Origin of the sequence: Variovorax sp. UC74_104 (genome assembly GCF_044055375.1) — a bacterium.
In the GTDB taxonomy this organism is placed as follows: Bacteria; Pseudomonadota; Gammaproteobacteria; order Burkholderiales; family Burkholderiaceae_C; genus Variovorax.
The window spans coordinates 3,941,648-3,956,584 of the sequence record NZ_CP171978.1 but is presented as its reverse complement, the minus strand read 5'-3'; the positions used below and the strand labels follow the sequence as shown (position 1 = coordinate 3,956,584).

Below are 14,937 nucleotides of genomic sequence, written 5' to 3'. Positions count from 1 at the left end.
TCCCATACAGGGCCCCGACAACCGGGCGAGGGCCAGACCAGGGCGGGCGCCGCGTTCACCCTCATTTCCGATGTTCACAGACTCCCACTGCCACCTCACTTTTCCCGAATTCGCGGGCCAGATGCCGCAGATCCGCGCCGCCATGGCCGCGGCGCAGGTCGACCGGGCGCTGTGCATCTGCACCAAGCTCGAGGAATTCGACGAAGTGCAGGCCCTTGCCGCCAGCTACGACAACTTCTGGGCCAGCGTGGGCGTGCACCCCGACAACGAGGACATCGCCGAGCCTTCGGTCGAAGACCTGGTGAGCCTCTCGCAGCGGCCGCGCGTGGTCGCCATCGGCGAGACCGGCCTCGATTACTACCAGATGGAAGAGCGCAAGGGCGGCCGCAGCATCTCCGACCTGGAATGGCAGCGCGACCGATTCCGCGTGCACATCCGCGCCGCCCGCCACACCGGCAAGCCGCTGATCATCCACACCCGCGAGGCCTCGGCGGACACGCTGGCGATCCTGAAGGAGGAGGGCGAAGACGCCTCGCCCGGCGCGGCCGGCGGTGTTTTCCACTGCTTCACCGAGACCGCCGAGGTGGCGCGCGCGGCGCTCGACCTGGGTTTCTACATCTCGTTCTCCGGCATCCTGACCTTCAAGAAGGCGCAAGACCTGCGCGACGTGGCCGCCTTCGTGCCGCTGGACCGCATGCTGATCGAGACCGACAGCCCGTACCTCGCGCCGGTGCCATACCGCGGCAAGACCAACAATCCGTCGTACGTGCCCTACGTGGCGCAGCAGATCGCCGAGCTCAGGAAGATGCCCGTGGAGGCCATCGCCAAGGTCACGAGCGACAACTTCGAGGCATTGTTCAGGGACGTCAAATCATGAAAAACTACTTCAAGAAATCGATTTATCTCATTGTCATTGCTGCATCTTTTGCAGCGCATGCCGGTTCGTTCGAAGATTTCTTCCGGGCCGTGCGCGGCGACAACGCCAGCGGCGTGCGCAACCTGATCCAGCGCGGTTTCGACCCCAACACGCGTGACGAACACGGCCAGACGGGCCTGCTGATCGCGCTGCGGGAGCCGTCGCCCAAGGTGATCAAGGTCCTGATCGAGGCGCCGCAGACCGACGTGGACATCGCCAGCCCGAAGGACGAGACCCCGCTGATGCTGGCCGCCATCAAGGGCCAGCAGGACGTGGTCGACCAGCTGCTCAAGCGCGACGCTGCCGTCAACAAGACCGGCTGGACGCCGCTGCACTACGCGGCCACCAGCGGGCAGATCGCGATCATGAAGACGCTGCTCGAGAATTTCGCTTTCATCGACGCGCAGTCGCCCAACGGCACCACGCCGCTGATGATGGCGGCCATGTACGGCTCCAACGATGCAGTGAAACTGCTGCTGGACGAGGGTGCCGACACGACCATGAAGAACCAGCTGGGAATGACTGCCGTCGATTTCGCCAACAAGGCGAACCGTTCCGAAGCCGCTTCGATGATCGCCGCGGCCGCCAACGCGAAGGCCAGCGCGGCCAAGGCGGTTCCGAAGGACGGCAAGTGGTAGGACGCTGAGGAGCCAGTCCCTCAGCGCGGCTGCTGCTGCGTCGTGCAGTGGATGCCGCCGCCGCCCGCGGCGATGGCGTCGATGTCGAGCTGAACCACCTCGCGGCGCGGGAACAGCTCGCGCAGCAGCGAACGGGCATTCCCGTCCGCGCGCGCATCGCCGAACTGCGGCGCGATCACCGCGCCGTTGCAGACGTAGATGGAGATGATCGGACAGAGCCCCGGGTGCTCCTGCAGAAGCCTGTCGACGCGCGGCTGCAGCCAGCCCTTGACGACAGGCGCCGGACAGACCAGCGTGACGAGGCTGTCGTCCATGTAGGTTTCGATGCGGCTCAGGCCGCTGCGGATCTGGTCGAGCGACTTGCTCACGCTGTCGAGCAGCAGGCGCCCGGACACGGTCAGCTCGACGCCGCGACCTTTGCGCCGGAACAGCGGCTGGCCGACTTGCTCCTCGAGCTGCGCGATCTGATGGCTCACGGCGGACTGGGAGATGCAGAGTTCCTCCGCGGCACGCGAGTAGCTTCCCAGGCGGGCGGCAGCTTCGAAGCCGATCAGGAATCTGAAGGAAGGCAGTCTGGCGTTCGACATGGTGCGGGGGCTTCTTGTGGTGATTCGATGCTAATGCTCGGTGGATGAGCTCTTGCTCGTAGACATTCATCATCCACACAATGTGCATTATGTAAAATAGAAGAAGGGCTCGAATCACCGGCTGTGTACCGGCAGCCCCCGCTGCCGGCTGCCAGCATCAGGGCTGGCATATAAATCCGAAGTCTGGAACGTCCCGCGTTCCGCTCAGAAAGCCGGGATCACCGCACCCTTGTACTTGTCCTGGATGAACTTGCGGACCTCCGCCGTGTGCAGCGCGGCCACGAGTTTCGCGACGGCCGGCGAGCTCGCGTTGTCCTTTCGCGAGGCGATGAAGTTGGCATAGGGCGACTTCTGGCCGCTTTCGATGAAGAGCGCGTCCTTGCCCGGATCGAGCTTCGCCTCCAGGGCGTAGTTGGTGTTGATCAGCGCCAGGTCCACGTCGGGCAGCGCGCGCGGCAGCTGGGCGGATTCGAGCTCGCGGATCACCAGCTTCTTCGGGTTGGAGACGATGTCGCGCGCGGTCGACTTGATGTTGGACGGGTCCCTCAGCTTGATCAGCCCTTCCCGCGCCAGCAGCGACAGCGCCCGGCCCGAGTTGGACGGGTCGCTCGGGATCGCCACCACGGCGCCCTCGCGCAGCTCCGATGCCTTGCGGATCTTCTGCGAGTACGCACCGAACGGTTCGATGTGCACGTCGCTGTTGGGCACCTCCACGATGTCGGTCTTGCGGTCCTTGTTGAAGGACTCGAGGTACGGCCGGTTCTGGAAGAAATTGGCGTCCAGCTGCTTGTCGCTCACCGCCAGGTTCGGCTGCACGTAGTCGTTGAACACGCGGACCTGCAGGTCGACGCCCTGCGCCTTGAGCTGCGGCCGGATGAATTCGAGGATCTCGGCGTGCGGCACCGGCGAGGCTGCCACGCGAAGCACCTCCTGTGCATGCGCGGCGGCACCCAGGCCTGCGACGGCGGCAAGCGTCATCACGGAGAAAGCGCGTCGGAATGAAAACAACATGGTTCTGGTTCCCTCGGGAAATATGAATGGGTTTTGTTGGTGGCCTTCTTCGAACGAGAAGGCCGGGGCGCCGCAGGTTAGCCGCGCGGCCCTTCGGCCCAAACAACGGATCGGCGCTTCCATATCTGTTTTTTGCATGCGCGGTGTTCCAAGGCCGGCCCGACGCTTCTTATGCATGCACCGGCTAAGCAATCCCAAAAGCCTTCTTTGGCGAGCCTGCCTGCCACGCGTAGCCTGCGCCGTTCCTTCCTTTCCCACCGAGGACTCCGCAGATGAACGATCGTTTGAACCGCGTGCACGCATCGCGCTCCGCCGCCGTGAAGGCCGGCCTCGACCATCCCGTGATCGACACGGATGTCCACGTCAACGACTACGCGCCCGTGCTCGAGGACTACGTGGCGCAGTACGGCGGCAACAAGCTCGTCGATGCGCTGCGCAAGGCGCTGGGCGGGCGCTTCGTCACGCGCAACGGGGGCGGCAAGGACTGGTACCAGCAGACGCCCGAGGAGCGCCAGTTCCATCGCACGCTGCGCGCGCCGTGGTGGGCCCGCGTCACGCGCAACACCTACGACCTCGCCACCTACACCCTGCCCGCGCTGCTCTACGAGCGCCTGGGCGAACAGGGCTCGGACTATTCGATCCTGTTCCCCCAACGACGTGCTCTCCCCCGCCGCTGCCGGCAGCGAATACCGCCAGCCGCTGCACCGCGCCATCAACCACTTCCACGCCGACCAGTACCGGCCCTACGCCGACCGCCTCACCCCGGTGGCGGGCATTCCGCTGCACACGCCGCAGGAAGGCATCGAGGAACTGGAGTTCGCGGTCAAGACGCTCGGGCTGAAGGTGATCAACATCGCCGGCGGCGTGCGTCGTCCGATCCGCGCCATCGCCGAGAAATACCCGCCCGCCGAGCACCCTGAGATCGCCAAGCAGGTGGGCTACATCGACTTCTACGGCATCGACAGCGAGCACGACTACGACCCCTTCTGGGCCAAGGTGGTCGAGCTCGGCGTGCCCGTCACCACGCACTACGGCAGCCAGGGGTGGACGGGGCGGCAATCGATCAGCAACTACATGAACAACCACATCGGCCATTTCGCCGATGGCTCGCAGGCCTTCGCCAAGGCGCTGTTCTTCGGCGGCGTGACGCGGCGCTTCCCCGGCCTGCGCGTGGGCCTGCTCGAAGGCGGTGCCGACTGGGGCGCGCACGTCTACACGCACCTCGTGGACCGATGGGAGAAGCGCAACAGGCACGCGGTACGCAACTACGACCCGGCGGAGGCCGACGTGGAACTGCTCGCCTCGCTGTTCGAGCGCTACGGCGCCGACTTCCTCAAGGGCCGCACGCTCGACAAGTCGAAGCTGCTGCGCGACAGCCTCGGCATCTCCGCGCTGCCGCACAGCCGCGAGCCGAACGAATCGGAGATCGACGACTTCGCGCTCGCCGGCATCGAGAAGGTCGAGGACATCCGCGACCGCTGGGTCAACAACTTCTACTTCGGCTCCGAGGCGGACGACCGCACCGTGGCAGCGGCCTTCAACGACCGCGTGAACCCGCTGGGCACCAAGATCAACGCGATCTGGTCGTCCGACGTCGGCCACTGGGACGTGCCCGAGTTCACCGAGCCGCTGGCCGAGACCTGGGATCTCGTGCAGCAAGGCGTGATCTCCGCCGCCGACTTCAAGGCCTTCGTCTTCGAGAACCCGCATCGCTTCTATACGGAAGCCAATCCGCGCTTCTTCGAAGGCACCGAGGTCGGCCGCAAGCTCGGCCTGAAAGGCAGCAAATGAGCCGGCTGCATCCATTCCTCGCCAGTCTGCGTCGCTGGGCCTCCCTGCCCCTCGCCCTGGCGCTCACGGCGGCTGCCGTCTCGCCGGCGCAGGCGGCGCCCGACACCATCCGCATCGGCGTGGCCACGGCCGGCGGCGGCGACCCGGTCACCTGGGGCGGATCGCCGGGCGGCGTCGCGCGCGTCAACAACTGGCTGGAAGAAGAGTTCAAGGCATCGGGCATCAAGGTCGAGTGGCTGTTCTTCAAGGGCGCGGGCCCGGCAGTGAACGAAGCCCTCTCCAACAAGCAGATCGACTTCGCCTACCAGGGCGACCTGCCGCAGATCGTCGGCCGCTCCAACGGCCTGAAGACCAAGCTGCTGCTGGTGAGCGGCGCACGCAACAACCTCTACCTGGTGGCGCCGCCGAAATCGGACATCAAGTCGATCAAGGACCTGAAGGACCGCACTGTCTCGATCTTCCGCGGCACCAACGGCCACCTCGTCGCCATCAACGTGCTCGCGGCCAGCGGATTGACGGAGCGGGACGTCAAGGGCGTCAACCTCGACGTGGGCAGCGCGCAGGCCGCGCTGGTGTCGAACGGCGTCGACGCGGCTTTCGGCGGCTACGAATGGTTCAAGGTGCGCGACGAGGGCCTGGCCAAGGTGGTGTATTCCACCCAGGGGCAAGACCCGGCCTTCACGCGCCAGGCCTCGCTGCTGGTGCGCTCCGAGTTCGAGCAGGCCAACCCCGCCGAGGTGCAGCGCGTGGTCGACGTGTTCGTGCGCGCGGCGCGCTGGTCGTCCGACGAGAAGAACCGCGACGAGCTGTTCCGCATCTGGGCGCGCAGCGGCACGCCGGTCGCGTCCTGGGCCGCCGAGTTCGACCAGCAGCAGCTCGCCCCGCGCAACTCGCCGCTGGTCGACGACTTCATCATCGGGCGCTACAAGGCCGTGGTCGCCGATGCGCTCAAGCTCAAGCTGATCCGCCGCGAGGTGTCGATCGACGACTGGTTCGATACGCGCTACCTCAAGAACGCGCTGAAGAAACAAGGGCTGGAGAACTACTGGACGGCCTATGACGCCAAGGGCAATCCCAAGGCCGGGGCTGCCGCATCGGTCGCGGCTCGATGAGTGCCGAAGCCGAGCTGACGGCCGTCCTGCAGCCCCGCGACGGCGCACCCGCGTCCGGCGGGGCGCGGATTCCTGTGCCGACGCTGCCCTGGCGGCGCATCGCCCGCATCGGAGAAAGCGCCCTGCCCTGGCTCCTGCCCGTCGCGCTGCTCGCGCTCTGGTATGCAGGCGCCGAGCAGGGCTGGATCTCGCCGCAGGTGCTGCCGCCGCCGCAGTTCGTCTGGGAAACCCTGCGCGACCTGGCCACCAGCGGTGACCTCTGGCTGCACGTCAGCACGAGCTTCGCGCGCGTGGGCATCGGCTTCATCGTCGGCACGCTGCTCGGCTTCGTGCTGGGCACCGCCATGGGCCTGTCGCGCAGCGTGGAGGCCTATGTGCTGCCCAGCTTCAATGCGCTGGTGCAGATCCCGGTGCTGGCCTGGCTGCCCTTCGTGCTGCTGATCGTGGGCATCGGCGAGCCGCTGAAGTACATCCTGATCGCCAAGGCGGCGCTGGTGCCAGTGGCGCTGAACACGCTGCAGGGCTTCCGCCAGACGCCCGTGGCGCTGCGCGAGGTGGGCGAGGTCTACGGCTACAGCAGGCGCCAGCAGGTGCTCGAGATCGTGCTGCCGCACGCCGTGCCCACGCTCTTCACCGGCGTGCGGCTGGGCTTCACCAAGGCCTGGCTCTCGCTGGTGGTCGTGGAGCTCGTGGCTTCCAGCGAAGGGCTGGGCTATCTCATCGTCTATGGACGCCAGCTGTTCCAGCTCGACCTGGTGATGGCTGCCGTGATCGTGGTGGGCGCCATTGGCTATGCCATCGACCGCCTGCTCGACCGGCTCGAAGCCGCCGTGCGCAGGCGCCAACCGGGCGGAGCCTCGCGATGAGCACCTCCACGCAGGACGCGGCCGAGCTGGCCGTGGTACAGCCACTGAGGCCCGAGCAACGCGGCCGCTGGCGCGGCTTCGTGCTGCCGGTGGCGGCCGTCGCGTTGTGGTGGCTGCTGTCGTCTCTCGACGTCGTCAACTCGGCGCTGCTGGTCTCCCCGGCCAAGGTGTTCGACACTGCGGTCGACCAGGTCGCGAGCGGGCGCCTCTGGCGCGCACTGAGCGCCAGCCTCGCACGCGAGGCCACGGGCTTCCTGATCGGCACCGCCTCGGGCCTGGTGCTCGGCGCGCTGCTGGGACTGTCGCCGCTTTTCAACCGCATCGTCGGCCCGAGCTTCAACACCTTCAAGCAGATCTCGCTGTTCGCCTGGATCCCGCTGATCTCGGTGTGGTTCGGCCTGGGCGACGTGGCCAAGGTCGTGTTCCTCTCGCTGGCCGCGCTGGTGCCGGTGGTCGTCAACACCTGCGACGGCATCCGCACCACGCCGGCACCCTTGCTCGAAGTGGCGCGCGTCTACGGCTTCACGCGCTGGCAGACCGTCACGCAGGTGGTGCTGCCGGCCGCCCTGCCCTCGATCTTCACGGGCGTGTACCTGGCGCTGATCTATTCCTGGCTCGCGACCATCGGCGCCGAATACCTGCTGGTGGCCGGCCGCGGCATCGGCAACACGCTGATCGAGGGCAGCGAGCATTTCCAGATGGACCTGGTGATCTTCGGCATGTTCGTGATCGGCCTGGTCGGCTGGCTCATGAACGCATCGGCACGCGCCCTGGAGCGCAAGCTGGCGCGCTGGACCGGCCGCAGCAACTGAAACCGCACAACGCAGGCAAAGAACAAGCAATGAGCAACGCAACGATCCCGAACGCTTCGTCGAACGCACTCGACATCCGCGCGCTGGGCAAGCGCTACGCGAGCACGCAGGCCGATGGCGGCGAGCTGCAGGTGCTCGAAGGCATCGACCTGCACGTGCCCGCCGGGCGCTTCGTGAGCATCGTCGGCACGAGCGGCTGCGGCAAGTCGACGCTGCTGCGCCTCATCCTCGGGCTCGACGCGCAGTACGAAGGCCAGATCCTGCTCGGCGGCCAGCCCATCTCGGGCACCGGGCGCGAGCGCGGCATCGTGTTCCAGGACCACCGGCTCTTTCCGTGGCTGACGGTGGCGCAGAACATCGCCGTCGGCCTGCGCAACGCGCCCTTCACCGCGAAGGAGAAGGCCGAGCTCGTGGCCGAGCACGTCGCGCTGGTGGGCCTGAACGGCTTCGAGCGCTCGTGGCCGCACCAGATCTCCGGCGGCATGGCGCAGCGCGTGGCGATCGCGCGCGGGCTCGTGAACCGTCCGCGCGTGCTGCTGCTCGACGAGCCCTTCGGCGCGCTCGACGCGCTCACGCGTTCACGCCTGCAGAACGAGCTGCAGCGCATCTGGCAGAAGGAGCGCATCACGATGCTGCTGGTCACGCACGACGTGGAGGAAGCCGTCTTCCTCGGCGACCGCGTGGTGGTGATGCAGCCTTCGCCGGGGCGCATCCGGCGCATCGTCGACGTCGACCTGCCCCATCCGCGCAACCGCAGCGATCCGGAGTTCATCCGGCTGCGCGACGACGTGCTCGGCGACTTCCTGGACACCGGGCCGGCGCCGCGCGCCGAGTCGCCGACCAGGGGCGGCATCGCCGCGGGCAGCGTCACCCTGCCGCAGTTGCAGCTCGCCTGGTGACGCGCTCGAATCGTGTACTGCGCCGGCTGCGGTTCAGCCAGCCTCGTGCGGCCTCCGCCCGCGACGGGGCGTAGTCGCCTTCAAGCGACCTTTCGTCCCTTGACGGAGAACTGGTTGACGGGCCGCTCCAGCCCGAGGTTCTCGCGCAGGGTTCGCCCTTCGTATGCCGTGCGGAACAGCCCGCGGCGCTGGAGTTCGGGAATCACCAGGTCCACGAACTCCTCGAGCGATTCGGGCAGCACCGGCGGCATCACGTTGAAACCGTCGGCCGCGCCGTTCTCGAACCACTCCTGCATCCTGTCAGCGATGGTCTGCGGCGTGCCCACCACCACCCAGTGGCCGCGCGCGCCGGCGAGGTATTCGTAGAGCTGCCGCACGGTGAGCCTGTCGCGCCGCGCCAGCTCCAGAACCACGTGGGCGCGGCTGTTGCGCCCCGCCGGCGGTTCCGGGATGTAGGGCGGTGGCGCATCCAGGTCCCAGGTCGACAGGTCCTCGCCGGGCCAGAAGGTGTGCAGCGTGTTCAGCCCCACCGACGGATGGATCAGCCCCTGGAGCTTCGCCCACTTGGCCTCGGCCTCTTCCTGCGTGCGGCCGATCACCGGCGAGATGCCGGGCAGCACCAGCAGCTGCTCGGGCCGCCGGCCATACCTGGCCAGCCTGCCCTTCACGTCGCGGTAGAACGCCTGCGCCTCGGCCAGGCTGGTCCAGGCGGTGAAGATGGCTTCGGCCGACGCGGCAGCGAGCTCGCGCCCCGGCTCCGACGACCCCGCCTGCACGATCACCGGATAGCCCTGCGGCGGCCGCTCCAGGTTGAGCGGGCCCGCAACCTTGAAGTACTTCCCCGAATGGTTGATGGCATGCAGCTTGGCCGGGTCGAAGTATTTGCCCGAGACCGGATCGCGCTGGAACGCGTCGTCCTCGAAGCTGTCCCACAGGCCCTTGGCCACGTCGATGAACTCGTGCGCCTGCTCGTAGCGGGAGGCGGGGTCGGGGTGCCTGTCGAGGCCGAAGTTGCCGTGCACGTTGTCCGCGCTGGTGGTCACCACGTTCCAGGCCGCGCGCCCCTTGCTGAGATGGTCCAGCGAGGCGAACTTGCGCGCCAGGAGAAAGGGGTCCTCGTAGGTGGTCGAGGCGGTCGCGACGAAGCCGATGTGCCGTGTCACCGCCGAAAGCGCCGCCCACAGCGTCACGGGCTCGAAGTAGGACACCCGCCCCTGGCGGCTGAAGGCTTCCTTGTCGCCATGGAAGCCGACACCGGGTGTGTCGGCCACGAACACCTGGTCGAACAGGCCGCGCTCGGCGGTCCTGGCGACCTCGATGTAGTGGTCGATGTTGACGCCTGAATCGACCTGAGAACCCGGATGGCGCCATGCGGCCACGTGATGGCCGGTGGCCATGATGAAGGCGCCGAGGCGCAGCTTGCGTTGACTCATGAGATGAGATGCCGTGCTGGAAATGAACGGAACGGCATCAGGCGTGCCGCAAAGCACGCCACGTTAGAGCGGCTCGGGGGCCGCGCCAAATAAGAAATCCGCGCTTCCTTATTCGCCCGCTGGCACGGCGTCACCAGGAGGCCGCCCTCGCTTCCTCTCACGGGAACGGCCGAATCCGGGGAGGCTTTTCGCCACAACTGCCTCAGCCGATGTCCGACACGCCGCCTGGCATGGAGGCCTAGCGTTTGAACCAGGCCAACCAAGCCAAACCACCCAGCCCGGAAAGGAAGACGCCATGAGCGAGCCATCGAGAAGACAGCAAGCCAGAAACGACCGTATCGACAACCAGCGCGTCTTCGTGTTCAGCATTGCCGTGGCCATCATCGTCATGGCCGGCGCGCTGCTTTATTTCTACGCGGTCGACAAGCGCGGCGAAGGCCCCTCGCACGACGCCTCGCCGCCGGCGGCACAAGTGCAGGGCGGCGCGCAGACGCCGCCGGTTCAGGCGCCGAGCGCGCCGCCGAAGTAGCGCCAGTGTCCCGAATCGAGAAGCACCATGACACAGACTGTCAGCGACTTCGTCATCGAGCGGCTGCGCCAATGGGGCGTGCGCCGCATCTACGGCTATCCGGGCGACGGCATCAACGGCATCGTGGGCGCGCTCGACCGCGTCGACGACGGCATGGAGTTCGTCCAGGCCCGCCACGAGGAGCTTGCGGCCTTCATGGCCTGCGCCCATGCCAAGTTCTCTGGCGAGGTGGGCGTGTGCCTGGCGACCTCCGGGCCCGGCGCGATCCATCTTCTGAACGGCCTGTACGACGCCAAGCTCGATCACCAGCCCGTGGTGGCCCTGGTTGGCCAGCAGAAGCGCAGCGCGCTGGGCGGCGACTACCAGCAGGAAGTCGATCTCCTTTCGCTGTTCAAGGACGTGGCCCACGAGTTCGTGCAGATGGCAACCAGCCCGGAGCAGGTGCGGCACCTGATCGACCGCGCCATGCGCATCTCGCGCGACCGCCGCGCCGTGACCTGCGTGATCTTTCCCAACGACCTGCAGGAGCTCCCCGCCGTGCCGGTGCCGCCGCGCGAGCACGGCACGGTGCACAGCGGCATCGGGATCACCGCGCAGTCGGTGGTGCCACCGCCGGACGCATTGCAGTACGCGGCGGACATCCTGAACGCCGGCCGCAAGGTGGCGATCCTCGCCGGCGCGGGCGCGCTCCATGCGACCGATGAACTCGTCGCCGTGGCCGAGCGCCTGGGCGCGGGCATCGCCAAGGCGCTCCTGGGCAAGGCCGCGGTGCCCGACGACCTCCCCTACGTGACCGGCGCCATCGGCGTGCTCGGCACGCGGCCGAGTTCGTGGATGATGGAAGAGTGCGACACGCTGCTGATCGTGGGCTCGTCGTTTCCCTACGCCGAGTTCCTGCCCGAAGAGGGACAGGCGCTGTGCGTGCAGATTGACACCGACGCGCGCGCACTGGGCCTGCGCTACCCGACGGAGCTGGGCCTGACCGGCGACAGCCGCGCCACGCTCGCCGCCCTGCTGCCGCTTCTTACGCCCAGGAGCGATTCGTCGTGGCGCGAGTCCATCGAAAGCGAAGTCGCACGCTGGTGGCGTGTGCTCGAAGCGCGCGCGCATGTGCGTGCATCGCCCATCAACCCGCAGCGGGTGTTCTGGGAGCTGTCGCCGCGCCTGCCCGACGATGCCGTACTCACCTGCGACAGCGGCTCGGCCGCCAACTGGTACGCGCGGGACGTCAAGCTGCGCCGGGGCATGAAGGCGAGCCTGTCGGGCGGGCTGGCGACCATGGGGCCGGCAGTGCCCTATGCGATCTCGGCCAAGCATGTCCACCCCGATCGGCCCGTGATCGCGCTGCTGGGCGATGGCGCGATGCAGATGAACGGCCTCAACGGCCTCATCACCATCGCACGGCTGTGGCGCGAGTGGAGCGATCCGCGGCTGGTCGTGATGGTGCTGAACAACCGCGACCTCAACCTCGTGAGCTGGGAACAGCGCGTGCTGGGCGGCGACCCCAAGTTCGAGGCGTCGCAGGAGTTGCCTGATTTCCCGTACGCACGCTTCGCGCAGATGCTGGGGCTGGAAGGCATGCGGGTGGACTCGCCCGATGCCGTAGGCGCCGCCTGGGACGCGGCCTTTGCGGCCGACAGGCCGATGCTGCTCGAGATGGTGACCGATGCCGCCGTGCCACCCCTGCCGCCCGATGTTTCGCTGGCGCAGGCCAAGGCGTACTTCTCGGCGCTGTGGCAGGGCGATCCGGAAGGCATGCGCACGTTGAAGGCGGTGATCCGGGAATACTGGGCCAGCCTCACCGCGGGCCGGCTGGAAACGACGTCCTGACCCGCGTCCCTCCCCGGACTGTCAGCGCGAGGTGGAATCGTCCGACAGGGAGCCTCCCGGCCGAGGACCAGATTGGGTTTCTTTCAACACCCAAAGGAGTCTCGGATGATCCGGAAACTCGCCTCGGGGGAATACCGCCTCTATTCGCGCAAGACCGATCCGAAGACCGGCAAGCGGCGCAACCTGGGCACATTCGGTTCACGGGAACAGGCGCAGCAGCACGAGCGCGAAGTCCAGTACTTCAAGCGCCACGGCTGAACGCCCTGAGGTGCCGCGTACCGCGGACAGCACCATGACATGCCCTCTTCTTCTGAAATTCGCTGCCTTTGCCGCGGGTTGGCTGCTCGCCATCCAGGCAGGTGCGCAGGTGGCGCTCCCGTTGCCGGCCGAGATCGATGCAACCGGCTCCGGGCACGGCATCGTCAGAGGGGAGCCTGCGGGCAGCAACGGCAGCGCACGCAAGGCCGCCGAAGAGAAAGTGGAGTCCGACTACGGCATCGCCATGAAGAAGTGCGAGAGCCTGAAGAATGCCGACAAGGCCGCCTGCACGTCTCGCGCCGAAGCAGAACGAGCCAGGGGCATGGCGGACATCGGCGCCGCTGCCCGCTCCACGCCCGAGGGGCAAACACCGTCGAGGAGCACTCCCTGAGCGCCCGCCCTCACCTTCCCCGGTCCCCGGACTTGCCGGCCTGGATGTCCTCGGTCCACGCCTGCACGTCCTGCTTCGTCATGCCGCTCACAGGCGTAAGGCGCCCGTCCACGTAGCCCATCTTCTCGACGTCGTGGAGGTACTGCTCCCGCGACAGCAGGGTTCCCGCGCACACGTGCTCGTCCGGACGCGGCGCCTCGCGCGTTTCCTCGGCAAGGCGGTCGATCAGGCGAGTGACCAGCCAGCCGGGAATGCGATGGCGCTCGCCGGGATAGACATAGCCGAACAGCGTCACATGGGCCAGTAGCACCCGCCAATGCGGGCCGAAGCGCTCCAGCAGGCCTGCCCAGTCCATCAGCTCGGCGCGGGCCAGCAGCAGGTGTGCGATGTCGCCGCCGTCGTAGCGCTCGCGCTCCATGATGAAGGCCTTGGAAAGCACGCAGTCCTCGGCGTTGGCGACGAGCACCGGCTCGCCCAGGATCTCCGCGCCGCAGTTGCCGCGGAACCAGCGCTCGTCCACCGGCGAAAGGCCGTTGCCCGAATTGAAGATCAGGTCGATGAACTCCTGCCCCTCATGCACCTTGGCCAGCCAGTGCGGATGCTTCATCTCCACTTGCCAGCCGTGCCGGCGCATCAGCCGCGCGATGCGCTCGTAGTCTTCGCGGCGGATGAACAGATCCAGGTCCTTGGTCGCGCGGCGGATGCCGGTGTAGCAGGCCTGGGCGAAGGCGCCGCCCACGAGAAACGGGATGCCTGCAGCGTTCAGGGCGCGCAGGCTCTTCCTGTAGAAGGCGGCGACATGAGGCTCGACCTCCTCTTCCAGCGAGGGCGCCAGGGCGGCAAGGCCGGCAGGACCAGTGGCGGTGACGGTAGGAGGCCTCATGCGGGCAGCGTAGGTTCGACCGGCGACCCCCCGGCCGGCGCAAACGGCCTCATCCTGCGTCGGCTGATACCTACAGCCGCAGCGGGATGCAGCCGATGACGGCGAGTCGCGCGAGGGCGCAGTCTGGCTTGGCTCCTTCTTTTCTTCATACCGCCGGACCACCATGCCCCAGCCGAAATCCTCTTCCCACATCCGGTTTGCCGCCGTTGGAGACCTCCATGTCCAGAGCGGCTCCGCCGGCGAGCTGCGTGAGCTTTTCGCGCACGCCGCCGACAAGGCCGACGCCCTGCTGCTTTGCGGCGACCTCACCGACTACGGGACCGCGGAGGAGGCCGGCATCCTGGCCAGGGAGCTGAGTGCCGTGTCGATTCCCGTCGTGGCCGTGCTGGGCAATCACGACTTCGAGGCCGGCACGCCCGAACTGGTGACGGCGGCGCTCGCCCATGCCGGTGTGCGCGTGCTCGATGGCTCCATCTGCGAGATCGAGGGTGTCGGCATCGCCGGCGTCAAGGGTTTCGGCGGCGGTTTCGGGCGCGGGTCGCTCGGTGCCTGGGGCGAGCCGGCGATCAAGCTGTTCGTGCAGGAGGCGCTGAACGAGGCGATGAAGCTGGAATCGGCACTTGCCAAGCTGCGCACGCGCCGGCGGATCGCGCTGCTGCACTACGCGCCCGTCGTGGGCACCGTGCAGGGCGAGCCGGCGGAGATCTTCCCGTTCCTGGGCAGCAGCCGGCTGGAAGAGCCTTTGCTGCGCTATCCGATGGATGCGGTCTTCCATGGCCATGCGCACCGCGGCACCTTCGAGGCGCGCACCATCAACGACGTGCCGGTTTACAACGTCGCCCGCCCGCTGCTGCAGCGCACCCGGCCCGACACACCGCCCTTCTTCCTGTACGAGCTGCCTCGCGCGCCGGTCGAGGAACAGGCTCCGGCGGCGGCATAGGCTCCCGTTCCCGCCCCTTCCCTCTCAAGGCTTGGACGACG

At 67.5% G+C, this 14,937-nt stretch carries 14 protein-coding genes and 3 pseudogenes; 12 read left to right on the top strand and 5 right to left on the bottom strand.

The window, feature by feature from the left end; genetic code table 11:
• Positions 1-70: 70 nt before the first annotated feature.
• Positions 71-877: a TatD family hydrolase gene (locus ACHMXA_RS18595; RefSeq protein ID WP_395316122.1), complete on the top strand. Its 807-nt coding sequence runs from the start codon at positions 71-73 to the stop codon at positions 875-877.
• Positions 874-1,554 carry an ankyrin repeat domain-containing protein gene (locus tag ACHMXA_RS18590; RefSeq protein WP_395316121.1) on the top strand — a complete coding sequence of 227 codons (681 nt, stop codon included), beginning with the start codon at positions 874-876 and terminating at the stop codon, positions 1,552-1,554. Before ACHMXA_RS18595 ends, ACHMXA_RS18590 begins: the two co-directional genes overlap by 4 nt.
• A 20-nt stretch (positions 1,555-1,574) precedes the next feature.
• On the opposite strand, the pseudogene ACHMXA_RS18585 reads toward ACHMXA_RS18590, so the two are convergent.
• The 3 genes and pseudogenes from ACHMXA_RS18585 to ACHMXA_RS18575 all read right to left on the bottom strand — a co-directional run.
• Positions 1,575-1,760, bottom strand: a pseudogene (locus ACHMXA_RS18585) (agmatine deiminase family protein); the annotation flags it as partial.
• 237 nt (positions 1,761-1,997) lie between these two features.
• Positions 1,998-2,141, bottom strand: a pseudogene (locus ACHMXA_RS18580) (LysR family transcriptional regulator); the annotation flags it as partial.
• A gap of 204 nt (positions 2,142-2,345) precedes the next feature.
• The gene (locus ACHMXA_RS18575) at positions 2,346-3,152 is read right to left on the bottom strand and encodes a MetQ/NlpA family ABC transporter substrate-binding protein (RefSeq protein WP_395316120.1); all 807 of its coding nucleotides are present in this window, start codon (positions 3,150-3,152) and stop codon (positions 2,346-2,348) included.
• Positions 3,153-3,424: 272 nt separating this feature from the next.
• Here ACHMXA_RS18575 and ACHMXA_RS18570 point away from each other — a divergent pair.
• From ACHMXA_RS18570 to ACHMXA_RS18550, 5 genes and pseudogenes are all read left to right on the top strand, one after another.
• Positions 3,425-4,943 (top strand): annotated as a pseudogene (locus tag ACHMXA_RS18570) (amidohydrolase family protein).
• Positions 4,940-6,055, top strand: coding sequence for an ABC transporter substrate-binding protein (locus ACHMXA_RS18565; protein ID WP_395316119.1), 1,116 nt, complete (start codon positions 4,940-4,942; stop codon positions 6,053-6,055). The pseudogene ACHMXA_RS18570 and the gene ACHMXA_RS18565 overlap by 4 nt, the downstream one beginning before the upstream one ends.
• Entirely contained in the window at positions 6,052-6,921 is an 870-nt protein-coding gene (locus ACHMXA_RS18560; RefSeq protein WP_395316118.1) for an ABC transporter permease, read from the top strand. The genes ACHMXA_RS18565 and ACHMXA_RS18560 overlap by 4 nt, the downstream gene beginning before the upstream one ends.
• Positions 6,918-7,733 (top strand): ABC transporter permease, encoded by an 816-nt coding sequence (locus tag ACHMXA_RS18555; RefSeq protein ID WP_395316117.1) that lies wholly within the window; start codon positions 6,918-6,920, stop codon positions 7,731-7,733. Before ACHMXA_RS18560 ends, ACHMXA_RS18555 begins: the two co-directional genes overlap by 4 nt.
• Before the next feature lie 29 nt (positions 7,734-7,762).
• The gene (locus tag ACHMXA_RS18550) at positions 7,763-8,632 is read left to right on the top strand and encodes an ABC transporter ATP-binding protein (protein ID WP_395316116.1); all 870 of its coding nucleotides are present in this window, start codon (positions 7,763-7,765) and stop codon (positions 8,630-8,632) included.
• A gap of 80 nt (positions 8,633-8,712) precedes the next feature.
• On the opposite strand, the gene ACHMXA_RS18545 is transcribed toward ACHMXA_RS18550, so the two are convergent.
• Entirely contained in the window at positions 8,713-10,065 is a 1,353-nt protein-coding gene (locus tag ACHMXA_RS18545; RefSeq protein WP_176664091.1) for an LLM class flavin-dependent oxidoreductase, read from the bottom strand.
• Between the two features lie 295 nt (positions 10,066-10,360).
• On the opposite strand from ACHMXA_RS18545, the gene ACHMXA_RS18540 reads away from it, so the two are divergent.
• The 4 genes from ACHMXA_RS18540 (at position 10,361) to ACHMXA_RS18525 (ending at position 13,073) form a co-directional block, all read left to right on the top strand.
• Positions 10,361-10,594, top strand: coding sequence for a hypothetical protein (locus tag ACHMXA_RS18540; protein WP_395316115.1), 234 nt, complete (start codon positions 10,361-10,363; stop codon positions 10,592-10,594).
• Positions 10,595-10,621: 27 nt separating this feature from the next.
• Complete coding sequence (locus tag ACHMXA_RS18535; protein ID WP_395316114.1) at positions 10,622-12,424, top strand: thiamine pyrophosphate-requiring protein; 1,803 nt, start codon at positions 10,622-10,624, stop codon at positions 12,422-12,424.
• 105 nt (positions 12,425-12,529) lie between these two features.
• Positions 12,530-12,682 carry a hypothetical protein gene (locus ACHMXA_RS18530; RefSeq protein WP_395316113.1) on the top strand — a complete coding sequence of 51 codons (153 nt, stop codon included), beginning with the start codon at positions 12,530-12,532 and terminating at the stop codon, positions 12,680-12,682.
• 10 nt (positions 12,683-12,692) lie between these two features.
• Positions 12,693-13,073 (top strand): hypothetical protein, encoded by a 381-nt coding sequence (locus tag ACHMXA_RS18525; RefSeq protein ID WP_395316112.1) that lies wholly within the window; start codon positions 12,693-12,695, stop codon positions 13,071-13,073.
• A gap of 10 nt (positions 13,074-13,083) precedes the next feature.
• Here ACHMXA_RS18525 and ACHMXA_RS18520 read toward each other — a convergent pair whose 3' ends face one another.
• Entirely contained in the window at positions 13,084-13,956 is an 873-nt protein-coding gene (locus ACHMXA_RS18520) for a nucleotidyltransferase (RefSeq protein ID WP_395316111.1), read from the bottom strand.
• A gap of 163 nt (positions 13,957-14,119) precedes the next feature.
• On the opposite strand from ACHMXA_RS18520, the gene ACHMXA_RS18515 reads away from it, so the two are divergent.
• Positions 14,120-14,896 (top strand): metallophosphoesterase, encoded by a 777-nt coding sequence (locus ACHMXA_RS18515; RefSeq protein WP_395316110.1) that lies wholly within the window; start codon positions 14,120-14,122, stop codon positions 14,894-14,896.
• Positions 14,897-14,937: the final 41 nt, after the last annotated feature.

Coding starts and splice junctions, on each gene's coding strand:
- ACHMXA_RS18550 (WP_395316116.1), top strand. CDS start 7,763: ATGAGCAACGCAACGATCCCGAACGCTTCGTCGAACGCACTCGACATC.
- ACHMXA_RS18530 (WP_395316113.1), top strand. CDS start 12,530: ATGATCCGGAAACTCGCCTCGGGGGAATACCGCCTCTATTCGCGCAAG.
- ACHMXA_RS18595 (WP_395316122.1), top strand. CDS start 71: ATGTTCACAGACTCCCACTGCCACCTCACTTTTCCCGAATTCGCGGGC.
- ACHMXA_RS18540 (WP_395316115.1), top strand. CDS start 10,361: ATGAGCGAGCCATCGAGAAGACAGCAAGCCAGAAACGACCGTATCGAC.
- ACHMXA_RS18575 (WP_395316120.1), bottom strand. CDS start 3,152: ATGTTGTTTTCATTCCGACGCGCTTTCTCCGTGATGACGCTTGCCGCC.
- ACHMXA_RS18535 (WP_395316114.1), top strand. CDS start 10,622: ATGACACAGACTGTCAGCGACTTCGTCATCGAGCGGCTGCGCCAATGG.
- ACHMXA_RS18590 (WP_395316121.1), top strand. CDS start 874: ATGAAAAACTACTTCAAGAAATCGATTTATCTCATTGTCATTGCTGCA.
- ACHMXA_RS18555 (WP_395316117.1), top strand. CDS start 6,918: ATGAGCACCTCCACGCAGGACGCGGCCGAGCTGGCCGTGGTACAGCCA.
- ACHMXA_RS18560 (WP_395316118.1), top strand. CDS start 6,052: ATGAGTGCCGAAGCCGAGCTGACGGCCGTCCTGCAGCCCCGCGACGGC.
- ACHMXA_RS18515 (WP_395316110.1), top strand. CDS start 14,120: ATGCCCCAGCCGAAATCCTCTTCCCACATCCGGTTTGCCGCCGTTGGA.
- ACHMXA_RS18565 (WP_395316119.1), top strand. CDS start 4,940: ATGAGCCGGCTGCATCCATTCCTCGCCAGTCTGCGTCGCTGGGCCTCC.
- ACHMXA_RS18545 (WP_176664091.1), bottom strand. CDS start 10,065: ATGAGTCAACGCAAGCTGCGCCTCGGCGCCTTCATCATGGCCACCGGC.
- ACHMXA_RS18520 (WP_395316111.1), bottom strand. CDS start 13,956: ATGAGGCCTCCTACCGTCACCGCCACTGGTCCTGCCGGCCTTGCCGCC.